Annotated in this window: 13 protein-coding genes; 12 read left to right on the forward strand and 1 reads right to left on the reverse strand. The window is 67.2% G+C overall.

The window, feature by feature from the left end:
- Window positions 1-12 precede the first annotated feature (12 nt).
- Together BKA03_RS02075 and BKA03_RS02080 are read left to right on the forward strand one after the other, a co-directional pair.
- Window positions 13-2,004 (forward strand): ribonucleoside triphosphate reductase, encoded by a 1,992-nt coding sequence (locus BKA03_RS02075; RefSeq protein ID WP_238579395.1) that lies wholly within the window; start codon window positions 13-15, stop codon window positions 2,002-2,004.
- A gap of 181 nt (window positions 2,005-2,185) precedes the next feature.
- Window positions 2,186-2,914 carry an anaerobic ribonucleoside-triphosphate reductase activating protein gene (locus tag BKA03_RS02080; protein ID WP_062074730.1) on the forward strand — a complete coding sequence of 243 codons (729 nt, stop codon included), beginning with the start codon at window positions 2,186-2,188 and terminating at the stop codon, window positions 2,912-2,914.
- Between the two features lie 86 nt (window positions 2,915-3,000).
- On the opposite strand, the gene BKA03_RS02085 is transcribed toward BKA03_RS02080, so the two are convergent.
- Entirely contained in the window at window positions 3,001-3,834 is an 834-nt protein-coding gene (locus BKA03_RS02085) for an inositol monophosphatase family protein (protein ID WP_062074729.1), read from the reverse strand.
- A 205-nt stretch (window positions 3,835-4,039) separates the two neighbouring features.
- Between BKA03_RS02085 and topA the strand changes: the two genes are divergently transcribed.
- The 10 genes from topA (at window position 4,040) to BKA03_RS02135 (ending at window position 16,307) form a co-directional block, all read left to right on the forward strand.
- On the forward strand, window positions 4,040-6,730 hold the full coding sequence (gene topA, locus BKA03_RS02090; protein ID WP_062074728.1) for a type I DNA topoisomerase: 2,691 nt from the start codon (window positions 4,040-4,042) through the stop codon (window positions 6,728-6,730).
- Between the two features lie 90 nt (window positions 6,731-6,820).
- On the forward strand, window positions 6,821-7,351 hold the full coding sequence (locus tag BKA03_RS02095) for a sigma-70 family RNA polymerase sigma factor (RefSeq protein ID WP_062074727.1): 531 nt from the start codon (window positions 6,821-6,823) through the stop codon (window positions 7,349-7,351).
- A complete protein-coding gene (locus BKA03_RS02100; protein ID WP_062074726.1) occupies window positions 7,351-8,649 on the forward strand; it encodes a hypothetical protein in 1,299 nt (432 codons plus the stop codon). Before BKA03_RS02095 ends, BKA03_RS02100 begins: the two co-directional genes overlap by 1 nt.
- A 131-nt stretch (window positions 8,650-8,780) precedes the next feature.
- On the forward strand, window positions 8,781-9,308 hold the full coding sequence (locus BKA03_RS02105) for an RNA polymerase sigma factor (RefSeq protein ID WP_062074725.1): 528 nt from the start codon (window positions 8,781-8,783) through the stop codon (window positions 9,306-9,308).
- 2 nt (window positions 9,309-9,310) lie between these two features.
- Window positions 9,311-10,210 carry a hypothetical protein gene (locus tag BKA03_RS02110; RefSeq protein ID WP_062074724.1) on the forward strand — a complete coding sequence of 300 codons (900 nt, stop codon included), beginning with the start codon at window positions 9,311-9,313 and terminating at the stop codon, window positions 10,208-10,210.
- 431 nt (window positions 10,211-10,641) lie between these two features.
- Window positions 10,642-11,535, forward strand: a complete 894-nt coding sequence (locus tag BKA03_RS02115; protein WP_152649503.1) for a type IV toxin-antitoxin system AbiEi family antitoxin domain-containing protein — start codon at window positions 10,642-10,644, stop codon at window positions 11,533-11,535.
- Window positions 11,536-11,792: 257 nt separating this feature from the next.
- Window positions 11,793-12,791, forward strand: coding sequence for a Gfo/Idh/MocA family protein (locus tag BKA03_RS02120; RefSeq protein ID WP_062074722.1), 999 nt, complete (start codon window positions 11,793-11,795; stop codon window positions 12,789-12,791).
- 118 nt (window positions 12,792-12,909) lie between these two features.
- The gene (tmk, locus tag BKA03_RS02125) at window positions 12,910-13,539 is read left to right on the forward strand and encodes a dTMP kinase (RefSeq protein ID WP_062074721.1); all 630 of its coding nucleotides are present in this window, start codon (window positions 12,910-12,912) and stop codon (window positions 13,537-13,539) included.
- 46 nt (window positions 13,540-13,585) lie between these two features.
- Window positions 13,586-14,722, forward strand: coding sequence for a DNA polymerase III subunit delta' (locus BKA03_RS02130; RefSeq protein WP_062074932.1), 1,137 nt, complete (start codon window positions 13,586-13,588; stop codon window positions 14,720-14,722).
- A gap of 43 nt (window positions 14,723-14,765) precedes the next feature.
- Window positions 14,766-16,307, forward strand: a complete 1,542-nt coding sequence (locus BKA03_RS02135; protein WP_062074720.1) for an alpha/beta hydrolase — start codon at window positions 14,766-14,768, stop codon at window positions 16,305-16,307.
- Window positions 16,308-16,347: the final 40 nt, after the last annotated feature.

Here is a 16,347-nt window from a genome sequence, read left to right on the forward strand (position 1 = left end):
AGGGGAGAAGCCATGACTGCAATAGATGACGCCACTACCGCGTTCGACGACGCCGCCCTCGACGACGCCGACTTTATGAGTGCCGACCGCAGCGGTGCCGACCGCACCGACACCGCAGCCTTGCTCCGTGTTGACCCGAATCGTGTCGTTGACCCGAACCCACCCACGGCGGGGCTCGACGTGGTCACGCCGAGCAACGGCACGCCGCTCATCAGCGTCGAGGACTCGATCGAGGAGTACCTGTTCCGCCGCGACTGGCGTGTCAACGCCAACGCCAACCAGGGCTACTCGCTCGGCGGACTCATCCTCAACACGGCGGGCAAGGTCATCGCGAACTACTGGCTGAGCCACGTGTACAAGCCCGAGGCGGGGGAGGCTCACCGCTCGGGTGACCTTCACATTCACGACCTCGACATGTTCTCGGGCTACTGCGCGGGTTGGTCGCTGCGCACGCTCTTGGCAGAGGGCTTCAACGGGGTCAGCGGCAAGGTTGAGGCGAGCCCTGCCAAGCACTTCTCGTCGGCCATTGGACAGATCGTGAACTTCCTCGGCACGCTGCAAAACGAGTGGGCTGGCGCGCAGGCATTCTCGAGCTTCGACACGTACATGGCGCCGTTCATTCGGCTCGAGGGGCTCGACTACACCCGGGTGCGCCAGGGTGTTCAGGAGCTGATCTATAACCTCAATGTGCCGTCGCGTTGGGGCACTCAGACGCCGTTCACCAACCTCACGTTCGACTGGATTTGCCCCGAGGATTTGCAGCCCCAGGTGCCCGTGATCGCGGGCCGCGAGATGGACTTCACGTACGGAGATCTCCAGCCGGAGATGGACATGATCAACCGGGCCTACATCGACGTGATGACCACAGGCGATGCGCAGGGTCGCGTGTTCACGTTCCCGATCCCGACGTACAACATCACCAAGGACTTCGACTGGGACGGGCCCAACGTGGACGCCCTGTTCGAGATGACCGCAAAGTACGGGTTGCCGTACTTCCAGAACTTCATCTCCTCGGACCTCGAGCCGCACATGGTGCGGTCGATGTGCTGCCGCCTGCAGCTGGACCTTCGCGAGCTGCTGAAGCGAGGCAACGGCCTCTTCGGATCGGCCGAGCAGACCGGCTCGCTGGGCGTGGTTACCATCAACATGGCGCGCCTGGGTCACCTCTACAAGGGCGACACGGTGGCGCTCTACCGGGCACTCGATCGCCTGCTCGAGATCTCGCGCGACAGTCTCGAGACGAAGCGGGAGGTCATCGGCAAGGCCATCGAGGACGGCCTCTTTCCCTACACCAAGCGCTACCTGGGGACGCTGCGCAACCACTTCAGCACGATCGGCGTCAACGGCATCAACGAGATGATCCGCAACTTCACCGACGACGTGCACGACATCACGACGCCAGAGGGCGAGCAGATCGCGCTCGACGTCCTCGACCACGTGCGCGACCGGATGGTCGAGTTCCAGGAGGAGACGGGCCACCTGTACAACCTCGAGGCCACGCCCGCCGAAGGCACGACGTACCGCTTCGCCAAGGAGGACCGCCGACGCTACCCAGGCATCCTGCAGGCGGGCACCGACGAGAACCCGTACTACACCAACTCGTCCCAGCTGCCCGTGGGCTTCACGGCGGACCCGTTCGAGGCCGCGTCCCGTCAAAGCAAGCTGCAATCGAAGTACACGGGCGGCACCGTCCTGCACCTGTACATGGGTGAGCGCGTCAGCTCTTCCTACGCGTGCAAGATGCTGGTGAAGCGCACCCTCGAGACCGAGCGGCTTCCGTACATCACGATCACGCCGACGTTCTCGATCTGCCCCCAGCACGGCTACCTTGATGGCGAGCAGCCCACATGCCCCCTGTGCGCCGCGGAGGACAAGATCACCGAGTGCGAGGTCTGGACCCGCGTCATGGGGTACCACCGGCCCGTCAAGTCGTTCAACATCGGCAAGAAGGGTGAGCACGCCGAGCGGTTGCCGTTTAGTGAGTCGAGCTATGTTCTCGATTAGCGGGCGCGCACCGCGGGCGCGACATGCCAGCGGCGACGGCTTGAGGCGTTGGACCGGTCCACTTCTTCGGGACGGGAAGGAAGCTGGTGGTGTTGTCACGCTCGACCGGGACACTAGTCCCGTCGGGGGCTTCGCTCAAGAGGTGACGATGCCCTTGACGGCACTAGCGGAAAGGCGCCCTATGAGCCAAGTGGCGATGCTTTTTGGAAGCGAGACCGAGGTGCTCGCGGACGAGTTTCAGATCGCGGGATTCGAGCGGTTCTCGACGGTCGATTGGCCAGGAAAGCTCGTGGCGACGCTCTTCGCTCAAGGGTGTCCTTGGCGCTGCACGTATTGCCACAACCCGGACATGCAGGATTCGCAAGTGGCGGGAACGGTGGAGTGGTCCGCCGTCCTCGCTCACCTCGCTCACCGCATGGGCCAGTTGGATGGCGTCGTCTTCAGCGGCGGCGAGCCGACGCGTCAGGCGTCCCTCATTCCCGCGATGCAGCAGGTCAGGTCGCTCGGCTTCGGGGTGGGCCTGCACTCGGCGGGCGCCTACCCGGCGCGGCTGCGCGAAGCGCTCGGCTTCGTCGACTGGCTCGGCCTCGACATCAAGGCGATGCCGGAGGGCTACCAGGACGTCACGGGCAAGAGTGCTGCGGGCCCCAAGGCCTGGCAGTCGCTCGAGATCGCTCTCGAGTGGGGCGGCGACCTTGAGGTGCGCCTCACGGTCGACCCCACGACTCACACTCGCGAATCGGTGCTGTCGGTGATCAAGCGGGTGCGGGCGATGGGTGGTCCGACGCCGGTGCTTCAGGAGGCGCGGGCCGAAGGCACGAGCGAGGAGTTTCAGCGCGCGCTCGGGAGCCAGCTTCTCACCAGCGTGCTGAGTGGGTCCGACCTCGAGGGCCTCGTCGTCCGCGCTTAATTGACGCGCTCCTAGGTGACGCGCTCTGGGGTGACGCGCTTCTAGGTGAGCGGTGACATCTCGCCGAGCGCATCGGCGACGCGCCCCTAGACGGCTTCGGGCATCTGCCCGAGCGCATCGGCGACGCGCTGCCACACGCTGGGGTGCGCGGTGAGAATGCCGCTGCGACCGTCGCCCGGAAGATATTCGGAGCCGTCGTGCCGCCTCGAGTCGAGCCCGGCCTCGCGCGCGATGAGCGACCCAGGGGCGTGGTCCCACGGCAGGGTGCGGCTGAAGGACACGTAGTCCGTGAGGCCGGTGATCACATCGAGGTAGTCCCAGCCCGCGCAAAACCTGATGGGGGACGCGGGGCCAAGGGTCGCCGCGCGTTCGAGCACTGAGTCGGGGCCGCCGTGATCGAACCTGGCTCCGATGGCGCCGCGGAGCGCGAACGGCTCGGCGGGTGGGGGCGTCACGATCCGTTCGCCATCGAGAAATGCGCCGATGCCGGCGGCGGCATGGATCTCGCGTCCGGTCGTCGGGTACGTGATCCACGCGGCTTGAGTCCGGCCCTCGTCAACGAGGGCGATCATGCACGCGAACGACTCCTTGCCGTCGACAAAGTTGCGGGTGCCGTCGACGGGGTCGACCACCCAGCACGCGCCCGGCGCCCCCACGATGTCGAGGAGAGAGGCATCGGCGGCCGTCGCCTCCTCGCCCACGACGGGAATGTCGATCAGCGTCTTGAGCGCCGCGGTGAGCATGATCTCGGCGTTGACGTCGGCGTCCGTCACGAGGTCCCAATCGGCGGACTTGGTGCGGATTTCGCTCGCCGTCAGGGACCGCCAGCGGGGCATGATCTCGGCGACCGCGGCATCGGCCATGGCGGCGAGAACGGCGTTGGACAGGTCTTCGGCGATGATGTGGGAAGGAAGAGTCACCCCCCATGGTCTCAGGTGTGGAGAGCGGCGGGGAATGCGCTCCGTCTATGGTGGTCGCGAGAGACAGTTACGCAGCTTCATATGAACCCGGTGTGGCGCCCAAGCGGGAGCCATCGAGGGGGCGTCGTTTAGCGCCGCTTGGGGCCGTATGTATTCTGTGACGGTCTCGAACCCAAGAACTCATCCCGCCGGAAGTCAGGTTTTCATGGCTCACAAGCTCGTCATCGTCGAGTCCCCCACCAAGTCGCGCACCATCGGCGGCTACCTGGGCGACGAGTACGAGGTGGTCTCGAGCGTTGGCCACATCCGCGACCTTCCCCAGCCGAGCGAGCTCCCCGCGGACAAGCGCGAGGGTGGCATCGGCAAGTTCGCCGTCGACGTCGACAACGGCTTTGAGCCGTACTACGTGGTGAGCCCGGAGAAGAAGAAGGTCGTCGCCGAGATCAGGGCGAAGCTCAAGAACGCCACCGAGGTCTACCTCGCAACCGATGAAGACCGCGAGGGAGAGGCCATCGCGTGGCACCTTCTCGAGGTGCTGAGTCCCAAGGTGCCCATCAAGCGTCTCGCGTTCCACGAGATCACCAAAGAGGGCATCATGCGCGCCATGGAACACCCTCGCGAGGTGGACATGGAGCTCGTGCAGGCTCAGGAGGCGCGCAGGGTTCTCGACCGCCTGTACGGCTACGAGGTCTCGCCCGTGCTGTGGCGCAAGGTCGCCTCGGGGCTCTCGGCTGGCCGCGTGCAGTCGATCGCGCTGCGCCTGGTCGTCGACCGTGAGCGCGAGCGCATGGCCTTCCAGGCCGCCGAATACTGGGACCTGACCGCGACCTTTGCCGCCACATCGGGCGCCGACGAGGGCCGCAAGTTCACGGCCCGCCTCGCCACCGTTGATGGCAAGCGCGTCGCATCGGGCAAGGACTTCGACGACCGCGGCGCCCTGACCTCCGACGCGGCCAAGGTCACGCACCTCACAGCTGGGGCCGCCGCAGCGCTCGCCGCGGGCCTCGCCGACGCGGCCTTCGCCGTGTCGGGCGTCGACTCGAAGCCGTACAAGCGTCGTCCCGCCGCCCCGTTCATCACCTCGACGCTGATCCAGGAGGCGAGCCGCAAGCTCCGCCTCGGCGCGCGCGAGTCGATGCGCGTCGCCCAGGGCCTCTACGAGCGCGGTTACATCACCTATATGAGGACCGACTCGCCCACGCTGTCTGGTGAGGCGGTGCGTGCCGCGCGCAAGCAGGCCATCGAGCTGTACGGCTCCGATTCCGTGCCGTCTGCGGCCCGCGTCTACTCGAGCAAGGACGACAGCGCCCAAGAGGCGCACGAGGCCATCCGCCCCGCGGGAGACACCTTCCGGACGCCCGAGTCGGTGCGCGCCGAACTGCGCGGCCAAGAGTTCCGCATGTACGAGCTCATCTGGAAGCGCACCGTCGCCTCACAGATGGCCGATGCCGCTGGAACCACCTCGACCGTGCGCATCGGCGCCAAGAGCGCGAACGGCCATGCCGTCGAGTTCTCCGCATCGGGCACGATCATCACGTTCCCCGGCTTCCTCGCCGCCTACGAGGAGAGCCGCGAGAAGGACCGCTACGAGGACGACGAGGCCAAGGTCGCCGACGAGAAGGAGGCGCGACTGCCGCAGCTCGCCGAGGGTCAGGCCGTGGCCGCCGATGGCCTCGAGCCGCTGACTCACGCGACCACGCCGCCGCCGCGCTTCACTCAGGGCTCGATGATCAAGGAACTCGAGGACCGCAAGTTCGGTCGCCCGTCGACGTATGCATCGACCGTGGACCTGATCGTGGCCCGCGGGTATGTGCGAGTCGCCAACCAGACGCTCATCCCCACGTGGATCGCGTTCTCGATCGTCGGACTCATGGAGCAGCACTTCGGCTGGCTCATCGACTACGACTTCACGGCCGACATGGAGGAGGGGCTCGACCTCATCGCGACCGGCAAGGCCGATCGCACCGAGTGGCTGAGCACCTTCTACTTTGGCAAGGACGGCGCCACCGAGGGTCGCGATGAGGGCCTCAAGAAGCTCGTCGAGAACCTCGGCGACATCGACGCCCGCGCCATCAACACGTTCCCCGTCGGCGAGGGAATCTCGCTGCGCGTCGGCCGTTACGGGCCCTACGTCGAGCGCGAGGTCGACGGCGAGATGCAGCGCGCATCGGTGCCCGAAGACATGGCTCCCGACGAACTCACGGTCGCGGTGTCCGAGGAACTCTTCGCCAACCAGGGAGGCGACGAGCGCGAGCTTGGTGTCCACCCCGAATCCAAACTGCAGGTTGTTGCCAAGGCGGGCCGCTTCGGCCCGTACGTCACCGAGGTGCTGCCCGAAGGCTCGAAGGACAAGCCGCGCACCGCGTCGCTGTTCACGTCGATGCAGCTCGAGACCGTGACGCTCGCCGACGCCGTCGTGCTCATGTCGCTCCCGCGCGTGGTGGGCGCCGACCCGGCCGATGGCGCCGAGATCACCGCCCAGAACGGCCGCTACGGCCCGTACCTCAAGAAGGGCACGGACTCGCGCACACTCGACAGCGAGGATCTGCTGCTCGACATCACGCTCGAGCAGGCGCTTGCGATCTACGCCGAGCCCAAGCGTGGCCGCGGCCGTCCGGTGGCGCCCCCGCTGGCCGAGTACGGCGTCGACCCCGTGAGCGAGAAGCCGATCGTTGCAAAGTCCGGTCGGTTCGGCGATTACATCACCGACGGCACCACCAATGTGACGATCCCGCGCGGCGACACCGTCGAGACGCTCACCGCTGAGAGGGCCGTCGAGTTGCTCGCCGACAAGCGCGCCAAGGGCCCCGCCAAGAAGCCCGCGCGTCGGGTCGCTGCGAAGAAGCCTGCCGCCAAGAAGGCGCCTGCGAAGAAGGCGGCGCCCAAGAAGAAGTAGGGCGTCGCACGGCGCCTTCCCCGCGCGAATCGTGTGGCATCACAACCTCCGCGGGGAGTTGGTCGTTCTTATGCCAACAAAGGGGGAACGGTGGCCGAGTACGAGGCGGTGTTGCGTGAGACGCTCGCGGAGGGTTCGGCGCGGCTCGCCGCGTACGGGTACCTGCTGACCGGCTCTCAAGACGCGGGTGAGGAGCTCGTTCAAGAGGCCGTCGTCAAGGTGTTCGCGCGCCGCCGAGCCATCCCCAATGCCCGTGCGGGCGAGGCCTATGTGCGCGCCACGATGCGCACGCTGCACGTCGACGGAATTCGCAGGGCCATCCGCTGGCGCAGGATCATGCCTAGTCAGGTGGCGCCGCTGGCCGCCGACGACTCGGCGGCGACGATCGACGCGGCCGACGCCATGGGCCAAGCGCTCACGACCCTTACTCCACAACAGCGCACCGCAATCGTGTTGCGCTACTACGAAGACCTTTCTTTGGCCGCTGTCGCCGCCGCGATGGGTCTGGCGGTGGGGACGGTGAAGCGCTACCTGTCCGACGCGCTCGGCCGCTTGGCGACCGCCGTGGGGGATCAGGACCTTGAGTTTGAACGCATTGCCGTAACCGAGAGGGGCGAGTGATGGACCTCCACGAAGAACTCGAAAGGCGCGCACGGGCGGCCAGCGCTTCCGCCGCCGAGCGGCTCGGTGCCGCGAGCGCTGGTGACACTCTGGTTGCCCTGGTGGGGCGCCGTCGGCGCCGTCGCGCGACCGTCGTGACAGGGGTGAGCGCCGCTTGCGTGGCGGCCCTCGTTGTCGCCGCGTTGTACGTCGGGCCCTGGTCGCCCTCCGCCGTGGCTCCCGCCGGGCCGCCCGCCACCGCCACTACGGTGATCGATGCGTCGACTCCGCTCAACACCACGCCGTCTTGGTTGCCTCCGGATGCCGGGCAGGCGCCCCTCGCTTGCGGCGAGCCCTATGCCGTGCCGTCGGGCGCCACTCGACAAGTCGACGGCGCGAGCCAATTGCCCGTGACCATCACGGCATCGGCCGCGCTTGCGGGTGGAACCGATGGCGTTTTCACGGCGGCTGCGCACCCGCTCACGTGGAATGTGCAGGTCGCGTCCGCGGAGTCGCTCGCGGACCTCTATCTGGTTACCTATGGCGTCGTCGAGTCGAACGGTATCGTGGTTGGCTCGGCCACGCTGGGGGTCCAACCGCTCGTCGCTTCGGGCGTGGTCCCTACCCGAGAAGCGCCGACTCCAGGGTTGTGCGCAGGACAGGCCGGCTGGCACGACTCGCCAGATGGCGACTACACGTTCCACCTGTGGGTCCAACTGGTCGATGCCAACTTCACAGCCGTTGCCACGGTCGTCGACCCGGTCGCGCCTACCACGCTGAAGATGAAGGAGATAGGGAAGTACTGGGGTGACGTGTTGGCAATCGACGGATTGCCAAACGTGGAGGCTGTCCCCATCAAGTGCGGCGACCCGAGCCCCGTCGAGGGCCGGACGTGGGAGGCCGACGGCATGGTCTCTGCGTCGCTGCCTGCCGGCGCTGCGGTGCCTTTGGAGACTTCCAGCCTCTCCACGCGCCCATTGGACGCCAGTCCGGATTCAGCGAGTGCCCCGCGTCCGTCGGGCACCGACGCGAGCGACGGCATCTGGCAGTACGTTGAGGTCAAACTGAGTTCGAACCTCCTGCCGGGCACCTTTCCCGTCGCTCAGGGCTTCGCCGTGGCGAACGGGGTCGTCGTGGCGGTCGGCACGGTGGAATCGGGTCCACAGGCATTGGATTACAACCAGCCGCTGCGCGAGATGGACCCGATGGAGCCGTGCGGCGTGACCGACCCGGCGACCACGCAGGTCTACGTGCTGGAACTCGCGCTGGACTACAAGTACTCCACGCCGCAGGGCGCGGCGGTGATCAAGGTCGGCTAAGTGGATGCGGCACCGGCCGCGCCCACCCATTCGTAGGACGCCGCGCCACTCCCACATCGGCCAGATTCAGGCTTGCCCAGGACAACGGTTTGGTGCCCCGATCCGTTCATGTGTCGACGGAGGGGGAATGCATGAAGCATCAGGACATGTTGGGCGAGATGCTCGATTCTGCGGCCGACAGGCTCGCGGCGTACGGGTACCTGCTCACCGGATCCCAGCACGCGGGCGAGGACCTGGTCCAGGACGCGATCGTCAAGGTCTTCGTGAGGCAGCGTCGGTTGGACAACGCGCGGGCCGCGGAGGCCTACGTGCGCGCCGCCATGCGGACGCTCCACATCGATCACATGCGGCGCGAGACGCACTGGCGGGGGCTGATGCCTCGACTCGTTGACCGCCGTGATCCTGAGCGAACCGACGACGCGGTGGGCGAGCAGGACCGCATCGGCAAAGCGCTCGGCACCTTGGGAAAGCAGGAGCGGACCGTCGTCATCCTGAGGTTCTACGACGACCTCAAGGTCACCGACATCGCCGCCCAGATGCACCTCGCCGAGGGCACCGTGAAGAGGTATCTGTCGCAAGCACTCGACAAGCTCGCGGGCGAACTGGGAAGCATCGATGACTCGACCGAGCGCATCGGCCTCGTGGAAAGGAAGAAGTGATCATGGATCTTCACGATGAGTTTGACAACTTTGCGCGGGCACGGGCCTCGGAGTCCGGTGCGCGCCTGCGTGGCGCCGATGCACGGGCGCGGCTTGACGCACGGGTGACCCGCGGGCGCCGAGTGCAGAACGCCAAGGTGGGCGTGGGGACGGTCGCCGCGGTGGGTGTGTTGGCAGCGGGAGTCGTCATGGTGCCGCGGCTTGGAGGCGGACTGTCGATGCCTGGTTCAACCTCGGTGCTCACGAGTGCTACGGGGACGTCCGCGATTCCGACGGACTCGGGCACGTCCACGGCCACTCCTTTGCCGAGAGATGATCCGTCCAGACCCGGGATGGACGTGAAGCCGCCTGCGCTCGGAACGGACGGCTACCTCGCCGCAGCCAACACGCAGTGGGACGCGCCGGGCCCGCTTAGCTGCAAGTCGCTGGCCGCATCGGAACCCGAGACGGGCGTCGGCTACGACATGCAGCGACAGCGGGTGCCACTGCCCTCGTGGCTCGAGACCGGTCGCCTCTATGGCTGGGGTGCAGGCATTCCCGCAGGCGGGTCTCCGATTCCCCTTGCCGCGAGCGATCAAGCCAACTTCAGCTCCGTGCAGGCACTCGTTGCGGACTTCTCGGCCGGTCCCGCGGAACTCGCGTTGACCGGAGCAGACGGGTCGGTCTGGGGCTTCACCTTGGAGTGGTTCGAGAGGAGTGACCTCGCGCACGATGCGCAAGGTGTGTTCGTCACCGTGACACCGGACAAGGGCTGCAGCGCAGGCAAGCTGCCGTACGGTGGCTACGACGCACGGTTGTCCTACACGGCGGCTGACGGGTCCACTCAAGTCGTGACGCTCGACCCCATCACCGTGGTGCTCGGAGTCCCTTCGCTTCCCGAGGTGGATGCAGCCGGGCGCTAGCCCGTTCTCCGGCTCCTGAACCGGCGCCCCACGCGCATGCCGAGGTCCCTGTCACGCTGCCCGCTGCCCGCGGCTGCCCGCTGCCCGCTGCCCGCGGCTGCCCGCTGCACGCTGCCCGCTGCCCGCGGCTGCCCGCTGCACGCTGCCCGCTGCCCGCGGCTGCCCGCTGCCCGCGGCTGCCCGCTGCCCGCTGCCCGCTGCCCGCTGCCCGCTGCCCGCTGCCCGCTGCCCGCTGCCCGCTGCCCGCTGCCCGCTGCCCGCTGCCCGCTGCCCGCTGCCTGCCGCGTGAGCACCAAAAATCGACGTTCGCCTCGCAACCGCCGTTCGCCGCGGCGATCGAGTGTCGATAAGTGGTGCTCACGCGACGCGCTCTGTCCACAGATCGCGGTGGCGGGCTCCGGTGCACCGTGGTCCGCGGGCACGGTGGGTTCATGGACATCGTTCGAGTTCTCGACGAGTTAGGCGGAGCTGCCCGCCGCACCGAGTTGCTGTTGGCCGGCGTACCTGAGCGTTCGCTGCGCCGGTCGGTGCTGGACGGCCGAGTCAAGAAGCTGGGTCACGGCACCTATTCGCTCCCGTGGGCGGCGCCCGAGGTAGCTATTGCCAAGCTCTTTCGCGCGAGTCTTGGTTGCGTGACGGCATGTGAGCACTGGGGGTTGCCGGTGTGGGAGGACCACGGACTGCCGCACCTGGTCGTCCCTTGGGGGAGGTCCTCATCCAGGCGTGATCCGCGGGAACGCACTCGCGCGGTATTGCACCGCACCTCGGCACCATTCCCGAGCGCTCTCTGGGTGCCCGTCGCGCAGGCGATCGACCAGGCGGGATGGTGCACGACGCCCGTGGGGCAGTTGGTGTTGGTTGACGCAGCGCTCCACTCAGGGGTGCTGATGCCCGGTGACCTCGCGCAGTTCGAGGTGCGGGGTGCCCGGCGTCGAGCTTGGCTCAGGCGCATGGCCTCGGGTGCCGCAGAGTCGCCGCTCGAGACTGTCGCACGCGCCGCGTTCGTAACAGCGGGACTTTCTGTCAAGGAGCAGGTCATCGTTCCTGGTGTGGGGAGGGTGGACTTGGTGGTCGAGGATACGGTGGCAGTGGAACTCGATGGGTGGGAGTTCCATCGGAGTCGTGACGCCTTTGAGCGCGACCGGACTCGAGACCGTCTCATGCTCACACGCAACCTGCCCGTCATGAGGTTCACGGCTCGGGACCTTCGCTCGGATCCGCAGGCCATCCTGGCGCAGGTGGCCGAGGTGGCCGAGGTGGTGAGTGGGCCTGTGCGCCGAGACACCGCGCGCAGGCTCGCCTGGGTGTTTGGGCTCGGTCGGTGAGTACCGCACGATTCGCGCTGACTGATCGACCGTCGCGCTAGCACCACATATCGACGTTTGCCTTGCGCTCGCCGCACAGGCCTCTGCGTGAGTGTCGATTCATGGTGCTCACGCGACGCTGAAGGGGACTCGTGGCTGGGGTGGGGGCGGGGGGAGCCCGGGGACTGGCGGCTGGGGCGATGAGAAGGCGGTGCGCACGCGCCCGGTGCCTCCTCCCGCCCGAAACGTTACGAACCGTACGTGACTATGCTGGCCACATGAACGCACCCGATCCCATGTCCGCACCCGCCATCCGCTGGGGAATCCTTGGCGCAGGCGGGATCGCCGCTAAGTTTGCCGAGGCCGTGAAGGACTACACCGCGTCCTCCGTGGTGGCCGTCGCCTCCGCGTCATCCCTCGAGAAGGCGCAGGATTTCGCGAAGGCGCACGATGCGGGCGACGCCTATCAGTCCTACGCGGAGTTGGTGGCGCGCGACGACATCGACGCGATCTATGTGGCCACCACGCACAATAATCACCACGAGCCCGCCATTCTGGCGATCCAGGCGGGAAAGAATGTCCTGGTAGAGAAGTCTTTTGCGCAAAACTCAGCGCAGGCCGAACTCATCCTCGCGGCCGCCGAAAAGGCTGGCGTGTTCGTCATGGAGGCGATGTGGACTAGGCACTTGCCACACGTCTACAAGCTCCGCGCGGCCGTCGAGGCCGGCGAGATCGGCGACGTCACCGCGGTCATTGCTGACCACGGCCAGAAGCTCACGCACGTGCCCCGCATGTACAGGGCCGACCTTGCGGGGGGTTCGCTGCTCGATCTCGGCGTGTACCCGATCGCCTTCGCGCACGACTTCCTGGGCATGCCCACGTCCGTGACGGCTGTGGGTGACCTCACCGACGAGGGCGTGGACAACCAGGTTGCGATGATCTTCGACTACCCCACCGCGCAGGCCTCTCTCCACACCTCGATGGTGGGCAAGTCGGCCAACACCGCTCAGATCATCGGCACTACCGGACGGTTCGAGGTGGACAGCTGGTTCTATACGCCCACGACGATCCGCCTTGTCCGCGACGACGTCACGGAGTGGGAGTTCGACGGTCACGTCGACAACGGCTTCCAGTTCCAGGCGGCCGAGGTGGCGCGTTGCATCGCCGCGGGGCTCACCGAGAGCCCCATCAAGACGTGGCAAGACACGCGCGAGGTCATGGCGCTTCTGGACAAGGTTCGCGCCCAGATCGGCGTGGTCTACCCCAACGAGAAGTGACGCGCCGCGCCGATGCTCGGGCCTTGCTCTAGGCCTCCACGTTTGCCCGTCGCCTCCCTCTCCGGTGCGGGGCGGGCGGGCAGCCCCGGGTGTCGCCGCGTGACGGTACCGTAGGCCCATGGCTGGCCGCGGATTCTGGATCGTGTTCGAAGGCGGCGACGGCGTGGGCAAATCCACGCAGATCGACGCCCTGCTCGCGTGGTTGCGCGCCGGGGGTGCGGGGTCTGCCGAGGTTGTGACGACTCGTGAGCCAGGTGGGACGCCCCTTGGCGTCGAGCTACGCCAAGCCGTGATGCACGGCGACCACGTGGCGCCGCGCGCGGAGGCGCTGCTGTACGCGGCGGACCGCGCGCACCACATTGCGACGCTCGTGCGCCCGGCGCTCGATCGCGGCGCGATCGTGGTCCAGGACCGCTACCTCGACTCATCAATCGTGTATCAAGGCGGAGCTCGCGGCCTTGGCGACATGGTCGAACAGATCTCGCTGTGGGCCACGGAGGGCGCCGTTCCCGACCTCACCGTGGTGCTCGACATGGAGCCCCGCGCGGATCGTTTGGAACGCGAGCTGGACAGGGTCGAGCGCGAGACCTCCGAGCATGCGGCACGCATGCGGGAGGGCTTCCTCGTGCTCGCCGCACGGGCACCGGAGCGCTATGCCGTGGTCGATGCGGCCCGCCCCGTCGCCGATGTCGCCGCCGACGTGCGCGTGGCCGTCGCGGCGGCCATGGCCAAGGCGGTCGCCTCGTGAAGACGCAGGTCGCCTCGGCCATGACCAAGGAGGGCATCGCGTGACGCTGCCCGGAGTGTGGGCCGAAGTCGTTGGCCAGGACGCGCAGATCGAGCCGCTGCGCGCGGCGGTGGATGATCCCGTCGCCATGACCCACGCGTGGCTCATTACCGGACCGCCCGGCTCGGGTCGCTCCCACGCCGCGAGGGCGTTTGCCGCGGCGCTGCAGTGCGAAAAGGGCGGTTGCGGGGAGTGCCACGCGTGCATCACCGCGCTGAGCGGAGCCCATGCGGACGTCACGAGGGTCGCGACCGAGAAGGTCACCATCTCGATCGACGAGGTGCGTGACCTGGTGGGCCTCGCGCAACGATCCCCAAGCGGTGGGCGCTGGCGGGTCATCATCATCGAGGACGCCGACCGCATGACGGAGCGCACGTCCAACGTGCTCCTCAAGGCCATCGAGGAGCCGCCGCCGCGGACCGTGTGGCTCCTGTGTGCGCCCCACTCCCACGACGTGGGAGTGACGATCCGTTCCAGGTGCAGGACCGTGTCGCTGCGCACCCCGGCGCCGGAAGTGGTGGCGGCGCTCCTGATCGAGAAGGACGGCATCGCGCCCGACCTCGCCATGGAGGTCGCGCTCGCCGCCCAGAGTCACATCGGCATTGCGAGACGTCTCGCGAAGGACCCCCACGCCAGGGCGAGGCGAGACCAGGTTCTCGCCCTCGCGACCGACGTGCGAGGCGTCGGCGATGCGGTGCTTGCCGCAGCGGACCTGGTCGCCGTGGCAGACGAGGACGCCTCCGCAGCTACGGAGGAGCGCAACGCCGCCGAGAAGGCGGAACTGCTGATGATGCTTGGCGCCGAATCGGGGACGCTTCCCCCCGCTCTCAGGGCACAAGTGCGGGAGCTCGAGGACGACCAGAAGCGCAGGGCGACCCGTCACAAGCGCGACGTGTTGGATCGCGCCGTGACCGACCTCATGTCTCTATACAGGGACGTGGCGGCGGTGCAGGTCGGGGCGGACGTCACTCCGCTTAACACGGCGCACGATGGGCAGGCCAGGGAGCTCGCGGGCCGAACGAGCCTTGCCGACACGATGCGCTGCCTCGATGCGCTTGCGCTCGCCCGCACCAGGCTCGCCTCGAATGTGCAGCCGCTGCTTGCCATCGAGGCGATGATCCTGGCGCTTCGCCCCCGCGTCTAGGGGCACGGTCACCGGAAATATCGGACTCGTTTAGTCTTTTCCCATGAAGCGCATCGCCGTCCTCGCCGCGTCCGCCGTTCTCCTCACGGGCTGTTCACTCTTGCCGACGACGGGCGGGAAGTCGCCATCGCCATCGCCAAGTCCTACGGTGAGCGCCGCCCCCGCGGTGAGCGGCGCTCCTGCGGACCCCTCCTCTTCGCCCGTCTATCAACAGTCAGTGTCGTGGAAGGACTGCGGCACGCTCCAGTGCGCGACGATCAAGGTGCCGCTGGATTGGTCCGCGCCAGACGGCCCCACCATCGGCATCGCGATCAACCGTCGGCTCGCGAACGATCAGGCGCACCGCGTGGGATCGCTGCTCATCAACCCCGGCGGTCCCGGGGCTTCGGGGAAGGACCTTCTCGCGCACTTTGAGACTATTGCGGGCAAGAAGTTGCTCGACAGTTACGACGTCATCGGCTTTGATCCGCGCGGTGTCGGCGAATCAGACCCCATCAGCTGTGGCGACGGCAAGGCGCTCGACGCGTACTTCGTGAAGGACTTCATCGTCTCGGAGCAGAAGGATCTCGACCAGGCGGTGGCCCGCAATGCGGCGTTTGCGAAGGCGTGTCTGGCGAAGTCCGGGCCCATCTTCCAGAACGTGGACACGGTTTCCGCGGCGCGTGACATGGACGTCATCCGCGCGGTCCTTGGCGACGATCACCTCAACTACTTGGGTTTCTCCTACGGAACCCAACTTGGCGCGACCTACGCCGAGATCTACCCCGCCAAGGTGGGCCGGGTGGTTCTCGATGGCGCCGTCGACATCTCGCTGTCGTCCGAGGAGCAGTCGATCACTCAAGCGACGGGCTTCGAGAACGCGCTCAAGAACTTCATCGTCTGGTGTCACCAGCAGGCTACGTGCCCGCTGACGGGTGATGTCGAGCAGTCCCGCCAGCAGATTGCGGACATCGCAGTCCAGGCGAGGGACCACACGTACGCGTCGGGCGGCGACACGCCCGTAGACGGCAACCTGATGGTCTACGGGATGGTCGTCACGTTGTACGACCAGAACTCTTGGCAGTACCTCGAACTCGCGCTCAAGGAGGTCATAGACCAAGGCACGGCAAAGACGTTTTATGCGCTCGGCAACTTCTACCTCGACCGCAACGGCGACACGGGCGCGTACACCACCAACTCGACGGCGGCGTTCACGGCAATTTCGTGCCTCGACAGCGCGCAAGAGGACTGGACCATTGCGAAGCAGCGTGACTTCGCGAGCAAGATCGAGGCGGTGGCGCCGACGTTCGGGTGGTGGTTCGCGGGCTCTGTCGGTTGCGAGGGTTGGCCGTATCACGCCCACCAGACGGTGACCAAGATCGTCAACGCGACGTCCGCCGCGCCGATGCTGGTCGTGGGAACCACGAACGACCCGGCGACCCCGTACACGTGGGCGCAGTCACTCGCCAAGCAATTGGGCGCGACGCTGTTGACCTTTAAAGGCGAGGGTCACACCGCCTATGGCCGCTCCAATCAGTGCATCACCGACGCGGTGGATGGGTTCCTTGTTGGTGGCGTCATGCCGCCGTCGGGAGTGACCTGCTGACGGAGGGGCGCCGGTGATTTGGTCGCGGCGCTCGACCCGC

The sequence above is a fragment of the Demequina lutea genome, from assembly GCF_013409005.1.
In the GTDB taxonomy this organism is placed as follows: Bacteria; Actinomycetota; Actinomycetes; order Actinomycetales; family Demequinaceae; genus Demequina; species Demequina lutea.

What these genes read in the sequence shown, in the direction of transcription:
- BKA03_RS02075 (WP_238579395.1), top strand. Translation starts at nt 13, where the DNA reads ATGACTGCAATAGATGACGCCACTACCGCGTTCGACGACGCCGCCCTC.
- BKA03_RS02080 (WP_062074730.1), top strand. Translation starts at nt 2,186, where the DNA reads ATGAGCCAAGTGGCGATGCTTTTTGGAAGCGAGACCGAGGTGCTCGCG.
- topA (WP_062074728.1), top strand. Translation starts at nt 4,040, where the DNA reads ATGGCTCACAAGCTCGTCATCGTCGAGTCCCCCACCAAGTCGCGCACC.
- BKA03_RS02100 (WP_062074726.1), top strand. Translation starts at nt 7,351, where the DNA reads ATGGACCTCCACGAAGAACTCGAAAGGCGCGCACGGGCGGCCAGCGCT.
- BKA03_RS02105 (WP_062074725.1), top strand. Translation starts at nt 8,781, where the DNA reads ATGAAGCATCAGGACATGTTGGGCGAGATGCTCGATTCTGCGGCCGAC.
- BKA03_RS02110 (WP_062074724.1), top strand. Translation starts at nt 9,311, where the DNA reads ATGGATCTTCACGATGAGTTTGACAACTTTGCGCGGGCACGGGCCTCG.
- BKA03_RS02115 (WP_152649503.1), top strand. Translation starts at nt 10,642, where the DNA reads ATGGACATCGTTCGAGTTCTCGACGAGTTAGGCGGAGCTGCCCGCCGC.
- BKA03_RS02120 (WP_062074722.1), top strand. Translation starts at nt 11,793, where the DNA reads ATGAACGCACCCGATCCCATGTCCGCACCCGCCATCCGCTGGGGAATC.
- tmk (WP_062074721.1), top strand. Translation starts at nt 12,910, where the DNA reads ATGGCTGGCCGCGGATTCTGGATCGTGTTCGAAGGCGGCGACGGCGTG.
- BKA03_RS02135 (WP_062074720.1), top strand. Translation starts at nt 14,766, where the DNA reads ATGAAGCGCATCGCCGTCCTCGCCGCGTCCGCCGTTCTCCTCACGGGC.